Here is a 16,974-nt window from a genome sequence, read left to right as displayed (position 1 = left end):
GAATCTCAATCACACGATTCTACACAAGCAGGCTCTTCTGACTACGATCAAGACGATCTGATTCACGAAGAAGGCGATAACGCAGCGCATAACGATGGCGCAATGGGTTCCACGCACTCTGGCAATCATACCGATAATGACGCAATGGGCTCTGGCCCAACTGGCGAAACTTCAGGTGGCGATACCTCTTTTGAATCTGACGATTTACCCAAAGAGAATAGTTCAGTAACGACTGAGCAATAAAAGTCATCATGTTTTTATAGATGCTCAGGAAGAGCTAGCATGGGATAAGGATTTCCCACTGCATGGATGCTCACTGATTCAAGGAACGAATCAAGCGACAATCAGAACGTTAGTCAGGGTAAATTCCAAGGTTGGAGTCCCGCAAAAGGAAAGGAAGCTAACGTTAGATATTGTCCATAGCTACGAGATCAAGACCCTGCCACGGCGGGGTCTAATCTTTTGTGGGAAAAAATATTTTTTTTGAAAATGAAATTTGTTGCTCTGCTTTGATGCTTTAGGTGACTGCCAGCCTGATTTTAATAGGCTCACCACCTAGTTTTTTAAAACACAATACGCCCTGCGACTACACAGTGTGCCACTTTGGTTGAATAACAAAGGCGCATGTGCCATTATTACGCAACACGTTAGCGTGCTATCTATTTGTGCGACGGTGTTTTGCGTGCAACGTTTATTCAGCATGTGCCTGATATTTAAAGCTAATATTTATATATGGCATTGTTGGCATTTCTAATGCAAAAGATAGATGAGAGCGATAGCCGCTAGACGATTAGCTGGGCATTAGCTATAGCTATCAACCTTATAAGCGGCATTCATGTTATCAGGAGTAAGTCATGTTATTTAAAGCAATGGTAAAAAAAGTAGGTATCTTCAGTGTTTCTTTGGGCCTTATCGCAAGCCCGCTGGCATTTGCGCATAGCTCTATCGAGTTAAACAAAGATCGCTCTGTCGGTGAGATTACTCATCAGTCACAGTCCACCCGTACGTCTGAGTCAGCCACTTACTCTGCGAACGAGCTGAACCACGGTGACAGCGATCGTATGAACACTAACTACTCGCCGACTAGCCAGCAAGAGAGTGACCGTCAAAACACAAGCTCTTACAAAGCGTCTGATTTAACGCGCGATGAAGGCGACAGCACTGATTGGTAAGCCTTTTCTACTCTAAGTTAATAAAAACCTAGGGTGGTAAGAAACAAAGGTAGTAAGAAAAATTAGCAAGCATAAAAAACCCCGCTCATGCGGGGTTTTTGCGTTTCAGAACTAACCACTCGGCTATGCAGAGCCTTGGTGCGTGAGTTCGCGAGCCGTGCGGTAATGTTGGTCCCACATCAAGACGGCGCCTGCCACCGCGCCGGGTATCAGAAAGAGGTTGGCCAGTGGTATCCAGGTGATCAGGGTTACCAAGCCGCCATAGCTAAGGCTTTGCCACCAGCGCTTGGTAAGCCGTTGGCGCATATCTTTAAATGCGACCTTATTATTATCCATGGGATAGTCTAAGTAAGTAATGGCCATGATCCATGCTGAAAATAGCCCCCATAGCAGAGGCGCAAAAAGATTCAGTCCCGGTATCCAACTGATAATAAACAGCGCAATGGCGCGGGGGGCGATATAGCCTAGCTTAACCAATTCCCGGCCTACGGCATCAATCGCCGTTTTGGTCAGTCCCCGGTCATCCAGCGGAATTCGTCCGGTTGCCTGAATTTCCACTTTCGACGCCAGAAAGCCGTAAAAAGGTGCCGCGATAAGGTGAGTGATCAAGGTAAAGGTAAAAAACACCACGGCGAGTAAGCTAATCATGAAAAGCGGCCAGATCAGCCAGGAGAGCCAGTCAAGCCAGGTAGGTACCAGGCTCATCCAGTGATCCAGCCAGCCGGAAAAGCGATTGACCACAACGCCTAACATGGCGCCATAAACAAGGATATTGACGAGGATAGGCAGGAAAATATATCGCCGCAGACCCTTTTGATAGACCAGGCGCGTGCCCTGCTTAAGCGCTGTTATCGCATCCAACATGTCACTCATTCCTCATAAACGCAGACGTCCAGGCTGGTGTCAGCCCAGACGTATTGCAAGAGGAAATGCCTCGTGGGTCAAGGCTTTTTCGCTACCTTCTGATCGACGGTGTCCAGGTCGCTATGGCGAATATCGAGCCCCTTGACGAGGTATACCACGTACTCCGCCAGATTGTCGGCATGGTCACCAACGCGCTCCAGTGCGCGCAGTACCCACATGATGCTGAGTATGGAGCTAATCGAGCGCGAATCTTCCATCATGAAGGTCATTAGCGAGCGCATGGCACTGCCGTACTCATCATCGACCGACTCGTCTTCACGCACAACCTGCATGGCCAGCTCGGTATCGAAGCGGGCAAAGGCTGTCAGTGCATCGCGCAGCATTTTGCGTACGTGCTCGCTGATATGACGAACCTCGATCAACCCGCGAACCGGGCTGCTGTTTTCGCTGAGCAGTAGCGCATTGCGGGCAATTTTACTCGCCTCATCGCCGATACGCTCAAGGTCCGAGGTCGCGCGGATCACGGCGAGCACCAAGCGTAAATCCGACGCTGCTGGCTGACGGCGCGCCAATACGCGGGTGCACTCTTCATCGATTTGCAGCTGCAGATCATTAACCTGGCGATCATTGTCACGCACTTTTTCAGCTAAGCGGGTGTCACCTTCAAGCAACGCGTGGACGGCGTCCTGCACCTGCTTTTCCACCAGCCCGCCCATGGTCATCAGGTGGGTTTTCAACTCTTCCAGCTCTTGGTTGAACTGGCGTGAGATATGCTGGCTGTGGGTATCGCTCGTAATATCCATTGAGCACTCCTGAGATAAGGTCGGTTAGGCCCGGACTATTGTTTTCAAGTCATGCGGCCGGTGATGTAGTTTTCGGTGCGTTGTAAGCGCGGGTTAGTGAAGACTTGATCGGTAGGGCCATACTCAACAAGTTCTCCAGTGTGTAAAAAAGCGGTGTAATCGGATACCCGGGCGGCCTGCTGCATATTGTGAGTTACAAGAACAAGCGTAAGCTGCGATTTAAGATTACGGATCAATTCCTCGATCTTTAACGTTGAAATCGGATCAAGCGCTGATGCTGGCTCATCGAGTAGCAGTACATCGGGCTGGACGGCTAGCGTCCGGGCAATCACCAAACGCTGCTGCTGGCCGCCTGAAAGCTGCCAGGCTGAGCGGTGAAGGCGATCCTTTACTTCGTCCCACAGCGCCGCTGAGGTAAGCGCCCACTCGATGATGTCATCACGCTGCCGTTTGGGCAGGCGGTGTTGTAAACGCAAGCCAAAGGCCACGTTTTCATAAATCGACATGGGAAACGGGTTAGGGGTTTGAAACACCATCCCCACTCGGCGGCGCAGCTCGGTCACGTTCATCTGCGGGGCGTAGATATCCTGCCCTTCAAGCTGAATATTCCCACTGTGCGCCACGCTCTCATTAAGATCGTGCAGCCGGTTAATGGCGCGCAGCAGGGTGGACTTGCCACAGCCTGACGGGCCAATAAATGCCGTTACCCGGTGGCGCGGTATGCTAAGCGTTAAGTCGCGCAGGGCCGATTTCCCCGCATAAGCAAGGGTAAACTGGTTGATGCTCAGGGCGCTGTGCTCGGACGAAAAGTGCGTCACCGGCGCCTGAGAGGCTGTGGCTGAATCTAATGACGCTAGCATTCGCTTCCTCGTTGGCGCCTAAAATAATGACGCAGAAATATGGCAGTAAGATTAAGCACCAGCACAATGAGCACTAAAAGAAGTGCCGTGGCGTACACCAGTGGCATAGCAGCCTGTACATCCTCGCCATGAAAGGCGGTGTCAAATAGATGATAGCCAAGATGCATGAACTTGCGCTCTAGATGTAAATAAGGGAATTCACCGTCCACGGGCATTTGCGGGGCCAGCTTGGCGACGCCCACCAGCATCAGTGGCGCCACTTCGCCGGCCGCACGGGCAACCGCGAGGATAACCCCGGTCAGCATGGCGGGTATGGCCATGGGCAGGACAATGCGCACCAGCATTTCCAGGCGCGTGGCGCCTAGTGCCACCGCCCCTTCACGCTGAGCATCAGGAATACGTGCCAGCCCCTCTTCGGTCGCCACAATCACGACCGGTAGCGTTAACAATGCCAGGGTTAAAGATGCCCACAAAAGGCCGCCGGTGCCGAAGGTCGGTGAGGGCAACGTATCGCTGAAAAACCAGCTATCAAGCGTGCCGCCAATGCCGTATACGAAAACGCCCAGGCCAAACACGCCATACACAATCGATGGTACGCCGGCCAGATTACGTACTCCAATACGTACCAAGCGGGTAAGGCGGTTCTGGTGGGCGATTTCATTGAGATAGATGGCCGCTAGCACCCCAAAAGGCGTCACGATCACCGACATTAAGATGACCATCAGTACGGTGCCAAAAATAGCCGGCCAGACACCGCCGCCCGTATTGGCGGCACGTGGACCCTGGCTCAAGAACTGCCAGACGTTTCGGCTCCAGGTGTGCATTTTCTGCCACCAGGACATGGCGTTAGGCGCCAGCGCCTGGCTGACACCGCTCAGTGATTGACGCAGTGTCTGGCCATCGGTGGTTACTAGCAGAAGCTCGGCATCAGGGCGTTCCGCCTGGGGCAGGGCGAGCGCCTGAGTTAGATAACGCCATGCCTGGTCTTCACGGAGCAACTGCCCGCCCGTTTCCACGCCGGCTAAGCGGCCGATAAAATCACCCCACGGGTTACGTTCCAGGCGAATCAGGTCGCTTGGCGTGCTGCGTGAGACGATGTCGTCCAGATTTACCCAGCGCCAGCTAACGCCGTCGATGTCCCGGTTCGCCGTAAAGTAAAGCCGTTCAAAGCCCTCTGCTTGCGGTAGCGGGGCCTCGCGGGTCGGCTGCCCGGCGACGCTTGCACCTGAGCGCAGGGTAATTTCTTCAAGCGTGGCGGGCCAAAAATGACCTAATCCGCGTACCACCAAGAGCGCTAACAAGGCCGCTAGCATTAAAAGTGATAAAGCGACGCTAGCGGCACATAACCATGGCCAAAGCGCGTCCAGCAGGCGTCGGCGAGGTGTATTTGAGAAGCGGCTCATTAATGGCGCCCCGCTTTATGATACCGGCGTCGCATGCGTGAACGGACTACTTCAGCCAGGGTATTAACCAAAAACGTAAAGATAAACAGCACCAGAGCAGCAAGTATCAAATGGTGGTAGGTAAGCCCGCCGGGCGAGGCTTCGGGAAGCTCAATGGCAATGGCCGCTGCCATGGAACGCATGCCTTCAAAAGGACTGACACTCAACAACGCCATGTTGCCACTGGCCATCAGCACAATCATGGTTTCCCCGACAGCACGCCCCGCGCCAATCATCACCGCCGAGAAAATGCCGGGGCCAGCAGCCGGTAAGGCAACTTTCCAGAGCGCCTGCCAGCGGCTGGCGCCCAGCGCTTGGGCACCCTCCATTAAGCTTGTTGGCACATCAGCTAAAGCATCCTCTGCCAGGGCGTAGATGCTGGGTATAACGGCAAACCCCATGGCGATACCCACAATCAGCGCATTGCGGGTGGCGTAATCCATTCCCCAGTGCTGCTCGAGCAGGCGGCGCAAGTCGCCGCCTAACAAAAACTTCTCAAGCAGGGGGGCAAACCACAGCGCCAAAAGCACCATGCACACGAGCCAGGGCAAAAGCCACAGGCCGGCCCATGAAAGGGGCAGCCACTGACGCCAGCGCGATGCGGCCATGTGCCAGAGGACACCTGCCAAGCCCGCGCTGATAGGTAACCAGATCAATAGCGCCAGGGTGCTGGCCAGATGACGCTCAACCCAAGGGGCAAGCACTAAACCGGCAATAAACCCCACCACCACGCCGGGTATCGCTTCCATCATTTCAAGTGTTGGCTTAACGCGGCTGCGTAGGCGAGCCGACATAAATAGAGCCGAATACATCGCGGCTCCCAGGGCTATCGGCAGGGCAAATAGCATGGCAGCCAGAGCGGCTTTTAACGTTCCCCAGGCCAGCGGCGAGAGTTTGCTGAAGGCAAACGTTTGATCCCATGCCAGCAGAGGCAACGTTTCCCAAACGAGAAACACGCCGATCGCCAAAATCGCCAGCAATACACCAATACCGCCAGCAGTAATCAGACCGGTGGCTATACGGTTTTTTAACTGGCGTAGTGGCTGGCGAGAAACAGCAGCGCGAGGTGGGGTCATATCAACATCATAAGAGAGCCGGGGCCGTCATGAAGAGGGTTTGCATGGTGAATTCTCCTTACTCTAAGTCATTTTTATGACAATTAGATGATAGTTACCTACCAGGTACGCTGAGCATCTATATCGTTATCGGGAAGCGGCACAAACCCCGCTGCGCGGGCAATGCGCTGGCCTTCCTCGGATAAAATAAGTGCTAGCAGGGCTTGGTCAGCCGGTGGTAGCGAATCGCCGGGCGGTAAGTTAACGTACAGGTACAGGTCGCGCGATAGCGGGTACTCGCTGCGCTGAATGGCCTGCTCACTAGGCGCGATTTCAGCGCCTTCCTGGGTAATTAGGCTTAGCGCATGAACCATCGGCGTCAGGTGGTTATAGCCTGCATAGCCCATGGCGTTGGGAGACTCTCCCACTGCGGCAACCACCGCTGAGGAGCCAGGATGTTCGCTGATATCAGGCCTGAAATTGCCGCCGCAAAGCACCTCGGCCTGAAATAGCCCATGGGTGCCCGAGGCTAAATTACGCCCATGCAGGGCGATGCTTCCATACGGCCAGTCACGTGTGGTGGCCAATTCGTCCCAGCGTCTTATTGGAGCTTCGGCACCACACGTCTGGTCAGTGGAGAAAATAGCGTCGGCCTGCTTACGCGTGATGGCTCCTAACGGGTTATGCCGGTGCACGACCAGAATCAGTGCGTCCTTCGCCACTTTGAGTTCCAGCGGCGGATAGCCATATCGGTCGATAAACGCCTGACGTTCGCCAGCATACATCGGGCGTGACATAAGCCCCAACCGGGTAGTACCTGCCGTTAATGCGGGGGGGACGCTGGCCGACCCGGTGGCTTGAAACTGCAGGTTAACCTCAGGGTAGCGGGCGGTGAGTGACTCGCCCCAGCGCAACATTAGCCCGGCCATGGTGTCAGAGCCAATAACGCCCAGCGTGCCGCTAATCGGTTGAGGTTGCCCCCAGACCGCTGATGCGCATAGCATTAGCGCCATGGCGAGCGTTAAACGCAGACGCGGCTTCTTGCCCGACGATAAACCGATACGCTTCAAACGAGTTTCCTCTTATGATTAACTAGCGTTTTTATATTGCAATGCAGCACTAGCACAACAATAACCTTATTAAGCGACCAACTAATGACACTTTTAGAAACCGACCTGGACGATGTCCCCGCGCCTCAAGGACAGCTCACCCTAAAATTACTGGCTTCTCGACAGGATACCAACCTTTACGGCGATATTTCGGGCGGGTGGCTGGTCAATCATATGGATCAGGCGGCAGAACTGGCGGCAGGGCGTGAAGCAGGCGGGCGAACATCGACAGTGGCGATTGAGTCGATGGACTTTTTAAGCCCAGTACGTGTTGGCTCGATGGTGAGCATTTATACCCAAGTAAAAGAGATTGGCCACAGCTCGATTAAAATTGATGTGGAAGTTTGGGTGCGCCCGCCTCTGGGACGACGTCTTGAAGAGCGCCAAAAGGTGACCGAAGCGCTATTTGTTATGGTGGCACTGGACGACAATGGGCGTATTCGCGCCGTTCACAGCTAATATTCTGTCTAGCTATTATCCGTTTTAACCATCATCCGTTATAACGATCAGGGGCGCCGAAGCGCCCCTGGTTCATGCAAACATTTTTATCCAAACGTCATCAGTCGATAACGCTTAGCCGCCCACTTTATCGCGGCCTTTCAGATAGGCATATTCGCCGATATCACTGAACGGACGAATAACCTTCTGGAAGGCAGAGTAGGACTCATAAACGCGGCGCGAGTCTTCGTCGTTTTCGACCTGATTCTGAATCACTTGCTGCGATGACTCATAAAGCGCCTGGATCACATCCTCTGGGAACTCGCGCAGCTCAACACCGTGCTCATCCACCAGTGTTTCAAGCGCCTGGGCGTTGCGGAAGGCGAACTCGGTGTACATGGCCAGGTTGGAGGCGCGTGCTGCTTCGCGGATAACGTCCTGGAGATCTTCCGGCAGGGCGTTCCAAGCATCCAGGTTGATCATGGTCTCGACGGTAGCCGTCGGCTCGTTCCACACCGTGGTGTAGTAGTAGTCGGCGACCTGATGCAGACCAAACGCCATATCGTTGTAAGGGCCTACCCAGTCGGCAGCATCCAGCACGCCGGTTTGCAGCGAGGTAAAAATCTCAGACCCCGCCATGTTGACGGTGCTCACCCCGATGCCGTTCATGGCTTCACCGGCAAGGCCTGGCAGGCGCAGTTTGAGGCCCTGCATATCGGCTAGCGAGTTGATCTCTTTTTTGAACCAGCCCGCCATCTGCGGGCCTGTGTTGCCCACGGCAAACGGTTTGAGGTTATGCTTGGCATAAATCTCATCCCACAGCTCCTGGCCACCGCCGTGATACAGCCACGCATTCATCTCGGTGGTGGTCATGCCGAAAGGCACGGCCGTAAAAAACTGTGCAGCGGCTAGCTTGCCGCGCCAGTAATAAGGCGTGGAGTGGCCGATTTCAGCCGTTCCGGCGGCAACCGCATCAAACACTTCCAGGGCGGGCACCAGCTCGCCGGCACCGTGTACGCGGATGGTCATCCGGCCGTTGGAAAGCTGCTCGACGCGCTTGGCAAAGTCGTTGGCACCGGTACCCAGCGCCGGGAAATTTTTCGGCCAGGACGTGACCATGTCCCAGGTGTAGGTTTCTTGCGCGTGGGCGCTGGTTACGAAAGGTGCGGCGGCGACACCGGCGGCACCCAGGCCGGCGGTTTTCAGGAATTGGCGGCGTTGCATGGCGGGCTTAACTCCGAGAAAGTATGATTTTTGTGTAATTGCACGTGAGCGCAAGTTTCCGCTCGTCAGTATGCGCTAATCCGGTTTTATTGGGCAACCTGCCGATTCATTTCCCTTAATGCGCGCGCTATAGCGGGATTAGTTTGGCAAACCCCAGCACTAGCCATTTAACGCCATCGCCCTCAAAGCTGACCTGTACGCGTGCGCGGGCGCCTTCGCCCTCGGCGTTAAGAATCACCCCCTCGCCAAATACCGGGTGGCCCACGCGCTGGCCCACGTGCAGGGTCGGCAGGTCGCCATCGCCTTCCACGCGCTGCTGGGCAAAGCTTGTGCGCGCTGCCGTCACCGGGCGCGAGATATGTCCGCGTAAGCGGACTTCTTCTAGCAGATGCGGGGGTAGTTCGCGCAAAAAGCGTGAGGGGCGGGGGAAGACCTCTTTGCCATGCATGCGACGGGTTTCCGCATGGGTCAGGTAAAGCTTTTGCATGGCGCGGGTAACGCCCACGTAGCAAAGCCTGCGCTCCTCTTCGAGCCGTCCTGGCTCTTCAATCGACATTTTATGCGGGAACAGCCCCTCTTCTACGCCAGCAATAAATACCACCGGAAACTCCAGACCCTTGGCAGAGTGAAGCGTCATCAGCTGCACGCTATCTTCGAACTCCTCGGCCTCATGGTCGCCCGCATTAAGCGCCGCTTCGGAAAGAAAGGCTTCAAGTGCGGCCATGCCTTCGCCTGCTTCCGGCGTTTCAAACGCATCTCCCTGGGTAAAGGCGCGGGCGGCGGTCACCAGCTCTTCAAGGTTTTCGACCCGCGCCTGGCCTTTTTCACCGCGCTCGCTTTTATGGTGCTCAATCAGCCCGGTGTGCTCGGTGACATGATCGATGATTTCATAAAGCGTCAGGCCCGCAGCGTCGTTGTCGAGCTGCTCGATCAGGTTGGCAAAAGCCTGCACAGCATTGCCCGCGCGGCCTTTCAGCGTGCCGTCGCCCAACGCGTCGTGCAGTGCCTGCCACAGCGAGATGCTCTCGAGCCGGGCGCGGTGGCGCAGAATTTCCACGGTGCGGGTGCCGATGCCGCGGGTGGGCACGTTGATCACCCGCTCAAGGGAGGCGTCGTCATCGCGGTTGAGCAGCAGGCGTAAATAGGCCAGGGCATTCTTGATCTCCAAGCGCTCGTAGAAGCGGTGCCCGCCGTAAATACGGTAGGGCATCCCTTGGCGGATCAGGGTTTCTTCCAATAGCCGCGACTGGGCGTTGGAGCGATAAAGAATTGCGATATCGCGCCGATTGAAGCCTTCATCGACCTTTTCTTTAATGGTATCGACGATATAGCGCGCTTCTTCCAGGTCGTTAAACCCGGCGTATACCGAAATGGGCTCGCCTTCGATACCGTCGGTCCATAGATTTTTACCCAGCCGCTCGCTGTTATGGCTGATCAACGCATTGGCGGCATCCAGAATGGCGCTGGTCGAGCGGTAGTTCTGCTCAAGGCGGACCGTATGGGTTTCTGGAAACTCTTCTTCAAAGCGGCGAATATTTTCGACCTTGGCCCCGCGCCAGCCATAAATGGACTGGTCATCGTCGCCGACGGCGGTCATGGGGGTCTGCATGCCGGTGAGCAGTTTGAGCCAGGCGTACTGCAGCGTATTGGTGTCCTGAAACTCATCCACCAGCACGTGGCCAAAGCGCTCACGGTAGTGATTTAAAAGCGCTGGATTATCGCGCAGAAGCTCCAGGCTTCTCAGCAGCAGCTCGCCGAAATCCACCAAGCCGCCGCGCTCGCAGGTCAGCTGGTAGCGCTCGTAAAGCTCAACCATCTGGGCCAGATAGGCGTCGCCATCCACATTGACCTGATGCGGGCGCAGACCTTCTTCCTTACAGCCGCTGATAAACCCTTGCACCTGACGCGGCGGGAAGCGCTCATCGTCGATGGAGTAGTCTTTAAGCAGGCGCTTGACCAGGCGAAGCTGGTCATCGGAATCGATAATCTGAAAGTTTTGCGGAAGCCGCGCATCTTGCCAGTGAGTCCGCAGCAGGCGGTGAGCTATCGAGTGGAACGTGCCCACCCAGACATGGCGTAACGAAATGCCCTGCAGCGCTTCAAGACGCGTGCGCATTTCGCGGGCGGCTTTATTGGTAAAGGTGACCGCCAGCAGCGCGTAGGGCGATAAGCCTTCTGCATGCATCAGCCAGGCGATCCGGTGCACCAGTACGCGGGTTTTACCGGAACCGGCACCGGCCAGCACGAGAAGGTTACCCTGCGGGGCACTGACTGCCTCACGCTGAGCGGTGTTGAGCTGATCGAGTATCGCCGTGACGTCGTCCATAAAAGCCGCTGCCGGATCGAAAATGGGCGCCTAGTTTAGCACAGCAAACACACTGGCTGTGTATACAGGCGTCGGCGACAAAAATTAGTTGTCTTCGGGGTAGCGCAGCGTATTCAGGCTTTTCTTCACGGCTTTAAGCTGTTCCGCCAGTTTGGGCCCGCGGGTTTTGGCAACCCCCACGGCTAATACATCGATCAACACCAGGTGGGCAATCCGCGAGCTCAACGGCGTGTAGATTTCAGTATCTTCATGAACGTCGATATACAGCGGCAGGCTAACTTCTTCCGCCAAGGGCGAACCGCTAGGGCACAGCCCAATCACTGTGGCACCCGCTTCGCGGGCCAGACGCACGCTGGCCACCAGCGCTTTGGTGCGGCCCGTCTGTGAAATGGCCACCACCACATCGCCCTCTTTAAGGGTTACGGCCGACATATTCTGCATATGCGGATCAGCGTAGGCGGAAGTGGATATCTGCAAACGGAAAAATTTGTGCTGGGCATCAAAAGCGACTGCGCCTGAGGCGCCAAAGCCGTAAAACTCGACCCGATTGGCCATGGCCAGCGCATTCACCGCGCGGCCCAAGGCGTCGTTATCCAGCCGGTCACGTACAGAAAGTAGCGTGCCAACGGTGGAGTCGAAAATGCTGTGAGAAAATTCAGCGACGGAGTCGCTATCGTTCATCGAGAACTGAGCAAACTGGCTGCCAGAGGCCAGCATTTGCGCTAACTGCAGCTTAAAATCCTGAAAGCCGTTACAGCCCAGGGCGCGGCAGAAGCGCACCACGGTGGGTTCGCTGACGCCGGCTTCCGTTGCGAGGTCTACAATCCGCATATGGATGACCTCATCAGGATTACGCAGCACAAACCGCGCTACCTTTTGTTCGGAGCGACGAAAGTGCTCCATGCGGCGTCTCATCTCATCGAACAGGGCGCGACTCACATTTAGCTCCTCGGTTATCCAGTGCGCTGGTCTCACTACATGCGCTTTGCTGTATTAAACAGCATTTTCGACAGTATGCCTGAGTGACGGCATAAATGGGCAATGAAACGCCGACTTAGCCGTGCGTTTAAATGGCGTTAAGCAAATTCGTCAACTTTCGTCATCATTTTGTCAAGTAAGGTATAGTAATAAGTGAAGTGCCGCACTGCATCATTTAACAGTCGTCACGGATGCAGGTGGACGAAGGCATATTCACCTGGAGGCACGTCGATTATGAGAAACGTCGAACGAATCACCTCGGTTAAGAGCGAACTGCTGGATATTTTCATGAGCATGGAAGTAGATGAACATGCTCAGCGTCAACGAAGTGCCGCTCAACGCAACTTACGAGCTCGTCGAGGGATTGAGCTACATCGGGAATTTCAGAAACTGTATCGGGATATCGCCCCCCTGCCGGAAGAAGATGAGCGGCAAGAAGGCGAATTGCACTAGCTGGATAGATCGTTAGCTATTGACTAGCGTGCTGCCCCACCGTTTGGCGGGGCACGCCATGTTGGTTTACTTAAATGAGACCCGTCAGGAAGACGACGATCACGCCGAGTGGCGCCACGTATTTGGCGAGTAGATTCCACAGCGTGAAATCGTAGATATCCAAACGCAGCTCCTTGCGCGCTTCTTCTTTATCCAGGCAGATCGAGAAGAAGATGATCGCGCCCAGACCCGTCAACGGCAGCAAGATTTTGCTGGTGAAGGTGTCGAGGAAGTCGAAGATATTGAGGCCGAAGAGCAGTACATCGGACCATACGTTAAACGACAGCAGCGCCGCCACGCCCAATACCCACACCGCAATACCGCTTACCAACGTTGATCCTGTACGGCTTAAGGGCGTGCGCTCTTCCAGCGTTTCAACCACCGGCTCAAGCAGCGAAATAGCCGATGTCAGCGCGGCAAATGTCAGCAGCAGGAAGAACATCAAGCCTAAAATCGTGCCGCCCGACATATTGCCGAAGGCAAGGGGGAGCGTTACGAAAATCAGCCCTGGACCTTCACTGGCGCTTAAGCCATTGGCGAATACGATCGGGAAGATCGCCAGACCCGCGAGCAGGGCGATAGCCGTATCCAGGATAATAACGGTACGGGCAGTGCTGATCAGGTTGACGTCTTCACCAAGGTAAGAGCCATACGCCATCATGATGCCCATACCCAGCGAGAGCGTGAAGAAAGCCTGGCCCATCGCTGCAAGTACAACTCCGCCATCTAGCGCGTCCCAGTCAGGGCTGAACATAAAGCTCAGCGCTTCACCGAAGTAGCCGCTCGCCACGCCGTAGCCGACCAGAATTAACAACAGCACCACCAGCGCAGGCATCAGAATACGTGACGCCGCTTCAAGCCCCTTAGTCACGCCGCGTGCTACGATACCGACGACCAGCACCATGAACGCGCTATGCCAGAGCAGTAGCGTTGTAGGACTGCCCAACAAATTAGTAAAGATAGCGCCAACCGCGTCGGCGTCCTGGCCGTTAAACGTGCCAATCACCGAGCTTAGCGTATAGTTCAGCGACCAGCCGCCGATGACGCTGTAGAAGGACAGAATCAGAAACGCGGCCAGAACGCCGCTGATACCGATAGTTGCCCAGGCCCGAGAGCGCCCGTGGCTGCTTGCCAGGTCGGCCATGGTGTTAATTGGATTCTTCTGGCCGCGACGGCCAATCATCCATTCCGCTACCAGAATCGGCAGGCCGACCAGCGTGACACACGCCAGATAGACAAGCACGAAAGCGGCACCGCCGCTTTCGCCTGTCATATAAGAGAAGCGCCAGATGTTCCCCAAGCCTACTGCCGATCCAGCGGCAGCCAGCACAAAGCCCATACGAGATGACCATTGTGCATGTGCAAGCTTTGCCATACATCACCTACTAGTTAGTTAAATTGTAATAAGCCGCTATGCGTCCCATTTACGCATGTTCGATAAGCCCAACCCCCTCGCTTATCGAAAGTATGCGCAATTTATCCGATCAGGAGGGCCCGTGCCAGTTAGGTTAAATTAATATTAGGTTAAAACAGTTGGTTTTGCGTCTCGCCGGGAAAGGCATTAAGCGGTGGCAGGCAGGTGAGTTCGTCAAGCGCATTGTAGAGCGTTCGGGCCATGTCCGGGGACTTGAGGTTGTCGGCAGTATGCACAAATAAGAAAGGGGTTTTCCCCTGACTTATCCACAGCTTTAGCTGTGCTTTCCAAGGTGCGAAGTAGCCCGTATTAATCGTTTTGTCAATATGGCCAATAAAGCGAATGACCGGAAAATTACCTGTGGAAAGCACGTGTAGCGGGAGTTTCGGCTTTTCCTGTTGGGCATGAGCAAGGCCCAAGTGGCCATTAGCCGGTGTAGAAAAGACCGGACGCACGTCCAGCATCACCCGATTGGCACAATAAGTTATCAACAATTGGTTAAGGGCTTTTTCTGCCGCGCCTTTGTGGAAAAAGTCAGGATGACGGACCTCGACGGCACAGGGTAAATGCCCGGGCCAGCCGTTTAATAACGCTTCTAGCTTAGGAAGTTCGTTAGGGCCAAAGTCACGCGGTAATTGAACCATGGTAGGACCTAACCGGTCATGAAGCGGCGTCAACGCGGTTAGAAAAGCCCACACGTCGTCGAGATTGGTCAACCGCTGATCGTGAGTAACGCTTGCCGGTAGTTTAAAGCAGAAGCGAAAGTGAGCCGGTGCCTGGCGAGCCCAGGCGGCAATCGTCTCCATTTTCGGCGCGCCGCTATAAAACGTCGTATTGCCCTCTACGCTTGAGAACACGCTGGCATAGTCGCTGAGCAGGTCGGTCTTGGCGTGGCGAGCATAAAGGCTGCTCTGCCAGTCCTGATTCGCCCACATGGGTAGGCCTAGGTAGAGGGGAAGGGTCATGGATAGTTCACCGGCAGCGGGCCTTTAAGCATAGCCTACTAATTAATGACAACGCTTTATTAGCCTAGGTCGTAATAGAAGCTCGGATCTGCGCCGCTTTGTCTTGTAAAAGCGGCAAGTATTCCTCCAGCAGTGTATCCATATCAATGCGCGCTGCGTTCGTACTGATATTGATTGCCCCAAGCAGTTGCCCTGATGCGTTAAACGCAGGTACTGCTAATGAGCGCAAGCCCGAGTCCAGCTCTTGGTCGGCAATGGCATAACCCTGTTGACGTACCGTTTCAATCCGCTTTTTAAGCGCGCCCTTGTCGATAATGGTTTTATCGGTGTAGCGCTTCAGTGCGATACGCTCAAGATAGCTTTCCAACGCCCGCTCAGATAGCTGGGCAAGCAGCACGTGGCCCATTGAGGTATGGGCCGCCGGCAGACGTGTACCCACGGAAAGGGAGATCGCCATCAAGCGGTGAGGCGCGGCCGAGCGTGCGATATAGATAACATCATCACCTTCAAGCTGGCCAAGCGATGAGGATTCGCCGGTTTGCGCGGTAATATCTTCCAAGTACTGCTGGATAACGCTACGATAATTATTAGCGGAAAGAAACGAATAGCCTAGCTGCAAGACCTTGGGTGCCAGCTCGAAATAGCGCTGATGTTTGCGAACATAGCCCAAGGCGTGCAGTGTTAGTAGAAAGCGGCGCGCCTTGGCGCGGTTCATGTCGGTTCGCGCGGCGACCTCGCTTAACGTCATGCGCGAATGGGTATCGTCAAACGCCAAGATGACATCCAGGCCACTGGCAAGCGCTGAAACAAAGTCACGGCTATCGGGCGTGAGAGTGTCTTCTTGTAAAGAGTCTTTCATAACGAATGATCCACCGTTTGGACGCATTTCAAAATTCCAATGTAACATGTTGTTCGAATAGCGAACAATTATTCGTTAGTCTGTGCCATGATATATGCGCGCCTCACATTTGCTTTACTCACCATTAGGAAAGCTACTTATGGGCCAACAAAAAGTAACGGTGCTTCACGGGCCGAACCTCAACCTTTTAGGCACACGACAGCCCGAAATCTATGGTCATGAAACCCTGGATGACGTGAATAACCAGCTGCGCGAGACGGCAGTGTTGGCAGGGTGGGAAATCAACTGCTTTCAAAGCAACCACGAAGGCGCACTGATCGATGCAATACACGCCGCCCGTCAGGACGGTAGCCAGGCGATAATTATAAACCCGGCAGCCTATACGCACACATCGGTTGCCATACTCGATGCGCTAAACGCGTTCGAAGGCACTGTCATCGAAGTGCATATCTCCAATGTGCACAAGCGTGAGAGTTTTCGCCACCACTCCTATGTGTCGCTGCGCGCCGATGGGGTGATCGCAGGGCTTGGAGTACACGGATATCAAGCGGCTCTTGACGCTATTATGAAGGCTCGATAGGCGCTGTTTAAAAAGCAGCCAGAGGTTTATTAAACATTCATGCGGTTATCAGGCGTGATGTAAGAAACACACCCCTCTAATTACGAAAAAACCATCTCCGACAGCATTTTGGCGTTACGCCATCGGTAAGATTTACTTTTTGTTTTCAGTCGAAAATCCCGACCTCATTCGCTTGGCCATGATAGAGAACATGCATCATGGCCGATTTCTGTCGCAGCCAAGATGCATTCGATGGTGAGTCAAAGCGACTGCTGAATGACGGTTGCAAACGCCTTTCCCTCTCTTTAGCGTATAGTTCGAATGGCGAACATGTGTACAAATGTGTTCAGTTTCGCATGTCTAAACTGTTCTTGTGGTTCTCTATAACGCTAAAAGGAGGCTAAGCGCCCATGC

At 54.5% G+C, this 16,974-nt stretch carries 16 protein-coding genes and 1 pseudogene; 5 read left to right on the top strand and 12 right to left on the bottom strand.

The window, feature by feature from the left end; translation table 11 throughout:
* Together ACT3XD_RS16345 and ACT3XD_RS16340 are read left to right on the top strand one after the other, a co-directional pair.
* Positions 1-243, top strand: a pseudogene (locus ACT3XD_RS16345) (hypothetical protein); the annotation flags it as partial.
* 611 nt (positions 244-854) lie between these two features.
* The gene (locus tag ACT3XD_RS16340; protein WP_192537433.1) at positions 855-1,172 is read left to right on the top strand and encodes a hypothetical protein; all 318 of its coding nucleotides are present in this window, start codon (positions 855-857) and stop codon (positions 1,170-1,172) included.
* 123 nt (positions 1,173-1,295) lie between these two features.
* On the opposite strand, the gene cysZ is transcribed toward ACT3XD_RS16340, so the two are convergent.
* The 6 genes from cysZ to ACT3XD_RS16310 form a co-directional block, all read right to left on the bottom strand.
* A complete protein-coding gene (gene cysZ / locus ACT3XD_RS16335; RefSeq protein WP_192537434.1) occupies positions 1,296-2,036 on the bottom strand; it encodes a sulfate transporter CysZ in 741 nt (246 codons plus the stop codon).
* Positions 2,037-2,113: 77 nt separating this feature from the next.
* Positions 2,114-2,839, bottom strand: coding sequence for a phosphate signaling complex protein PhoU (phoU, locus tag ACT3XD_RS16330; RefSeq protein WP_192537435.1), 726 nt, complete (start codon positions 2,837-2,839; stop codon positions 2,114-2,116).
* A gap of 44 nt (positions 2,840-2,883) precedes the next feature.
* On the bottom strand, positions 2,884-3,699 hold the full coding sequence (gene pstB, locus ACT3XD_RS16325; protein WP_192537436.1) for a phosphate ABC transporter ATP-binding protein PstB: 816 nt from the start codon (positions 3,697-3,699) through the stop codon (positions 2,884-2,886).
* Positions 3,693-5,102: a phosphate ABC transporter permease PstA gene (gene pstA, locus ACT3XD_RS16320; RefSeq protein ID WP_192537437.1), complete on the bottom strand. Its 1,410-nt coding sequence runs from the start codon at positions 5,100-5,102 to the stop codon at positions 3,693-3,695. Before pstA ends, pstB begins: the two co-directional genes overlap by 7 nt.
* Positions 5,102-6,217, bottom strand: coding sequence for an ABC transporter permease subunit (locus tag ACT3XD_RS16315; RefSeq protein ID WP_192537438.1), 1,116 nt, complete (start codon positions 6,215-6,217; stop codon positions 5,102-5,104). The genes pstA and ACT3XD_RS16315 overlap by 1 nt, the downstream gene beginning before the upstream one ends.
* Before the next feature lie 98 nt (positions 6,218-6,315).
* Entirely contained in the window at positions 6,316-7,266 is a 951-nt protein-coding gene (locus ACT3XD_RS16310) for a PstS family phosphate ABC transporter substrate-binding protein (protein WP_412767940.1), read from the bottom strand.
* Between the two features lie 84 nt (positions 7,267-7,350).
* Here ACT3XD_RS16310 and ACT3XD_RS16305 point away from each other — a divergent pair, with 84 nt between their 5' ends.
* Positions 7,351-7,764, top strand: coding sequence for an acyl-CoA thioesterase (locus ACT3XD_RS16305; protein ID WP_192537439.1), 414 nt, complete (start codon positions 7,351-7,353; stop codon positions 7,762-7,764).
* 114 nt (positions 7,765-7,878) lie between these two features.
* On the opposite strand, the gene ACT3XD_RS16300 is transcribed toward ACT3XD_RS16305, so the two are convergent.
* The 3 genes from ACT3XD_RS16300 to hexR all read right to left on the bottom strand — a co-directional run bounded on the left by ACT3XD_RS16300 (position 7,879) and on the right by hexR (position 12,232).
* Complete coding sequence (locus tag ACT3XD_RS16300) at positions 7,879-8,967, bottom strand: TRAP transporter substrate-binding protein (RefSeq protein ID WP_192537440.1); 1,089 nt, start codon at positions 8,965-8,967, stop codon at positions 7,879-7,881.
* A gap of 127 nt (positions 8,968-9,094) precedes the next feature.
* A complete protein-coding gene (gene uvrD, locus ACT3XD_RS16295; RefSeq protein ID WP_193091813.1) occupies positions 9,095-11,293 on the bottom strand; it encodes a DNA helicase II in 2,199 nt (732 codons plus the stop codon).
* Positions 11,294-11,377: 84 nt separating this feature from the next.
* Positions 11,378-12,232 (bottom strand): transcriptional regulator HexR, encoded by an 855-nt coding sequence (gene hexR, locus ACT3XD_RS16290; RefSeq protein WP_018918493.1) that lies wholly within the window; start codon positions 12,230-12,232, stop codon positions 11,378-11,380.
* A gap of 273 nt (positions 12,233-12,505) precedes the next feature.
* Here hexR and ACT3XD_RS16285 point away from each other — a divergent pair, with 273 nt between their 5' ends.
* Entirely contained in the window at positions 12,506-12,724 is a 219-nt protein-coding gene (locus ACT3XD_RS16285) for a PA3496 family putative envelope integrity protein (protein ID WP_018918494.1), read from the top strand.
* Positions 12,725-12,794: 70 nt separating this feature from the next.
* On the opposite strand, the gene ACT3XD_RS16280 is transcribed toward ACT3XD_RS16285, so the two are convergent.
* From ACT3XD_RS16280 to ACT3XD_RS16270, 3 genes are all read right to left on the bottom strand, one after another.
* Positions 12,795-14,138: a sodium-dependent transporter gene (locus tag ACT3XD_RS16280; protein ID WP_193091812.1), complete on the bottom strand. Its 1,344-nt coding sequence runs from the start codon at positions 14,136-14,138 to the stop codon at positions 12,795-12,797.
* Between the two features lie 149 nt (positions 14,139-14,287).
* Entirely contained in the window at positions 14,288-15,142 is an 855-nt protein-coding gene (locus ACT3XD_RS16275; RefSeq protein WP_417420624.1) for a DUF72 domain-containing protein, read from the bottom strand.
* Between the two features lie 64 nt (positions 15,143-15,206).
* A complete protein-coding gene (locus ACT3XD_RS16270; RefSeq protein WP_193091810.1) occupies positions 15,207-16,001 on the bottom strand; it encodes an IclR family transcriptional regulator domain-containing protein in 795 nt (264 codons plus the stop codon).
* Positions 16,002-16,140: 139 nt separating this feature from the next.
* Here ACT3XD_RS16270 and aroQ point away from each other — a divergent pair, with 139 nt between their 5' ends.
* Positions 16,141-16,581 (top strand): type II 3-dehydroquinate dehydratase, encoded by a 441-nt coding sequence (gene aroQ / locus ACT3XD_RS16265; protein ID WP_193091809.1) that lies wholly within the window; start codon positions 16,141-16,143, stop codon positions 16,579-16,581.
* The last annotated feature ends 393 nt before the right edge of the window (positions 16,582-16,974 follow it).

It is taken from the genome of Halomonas sp. AOP7-B1-5, assembly GCF_052353045.1.
Taxonomy (GTDB): domain Bacteria; phylum Pseudomonadota; class Gammaproteobacteria; order Pseudomonadales; family Halomonadaceae; genus Vreelandella; species Vreelandella colorata.
Note: the sequence above shows the minus strand (reverse complement) of the source record. Positions and strands in the feature narration are given on the sequence as shown.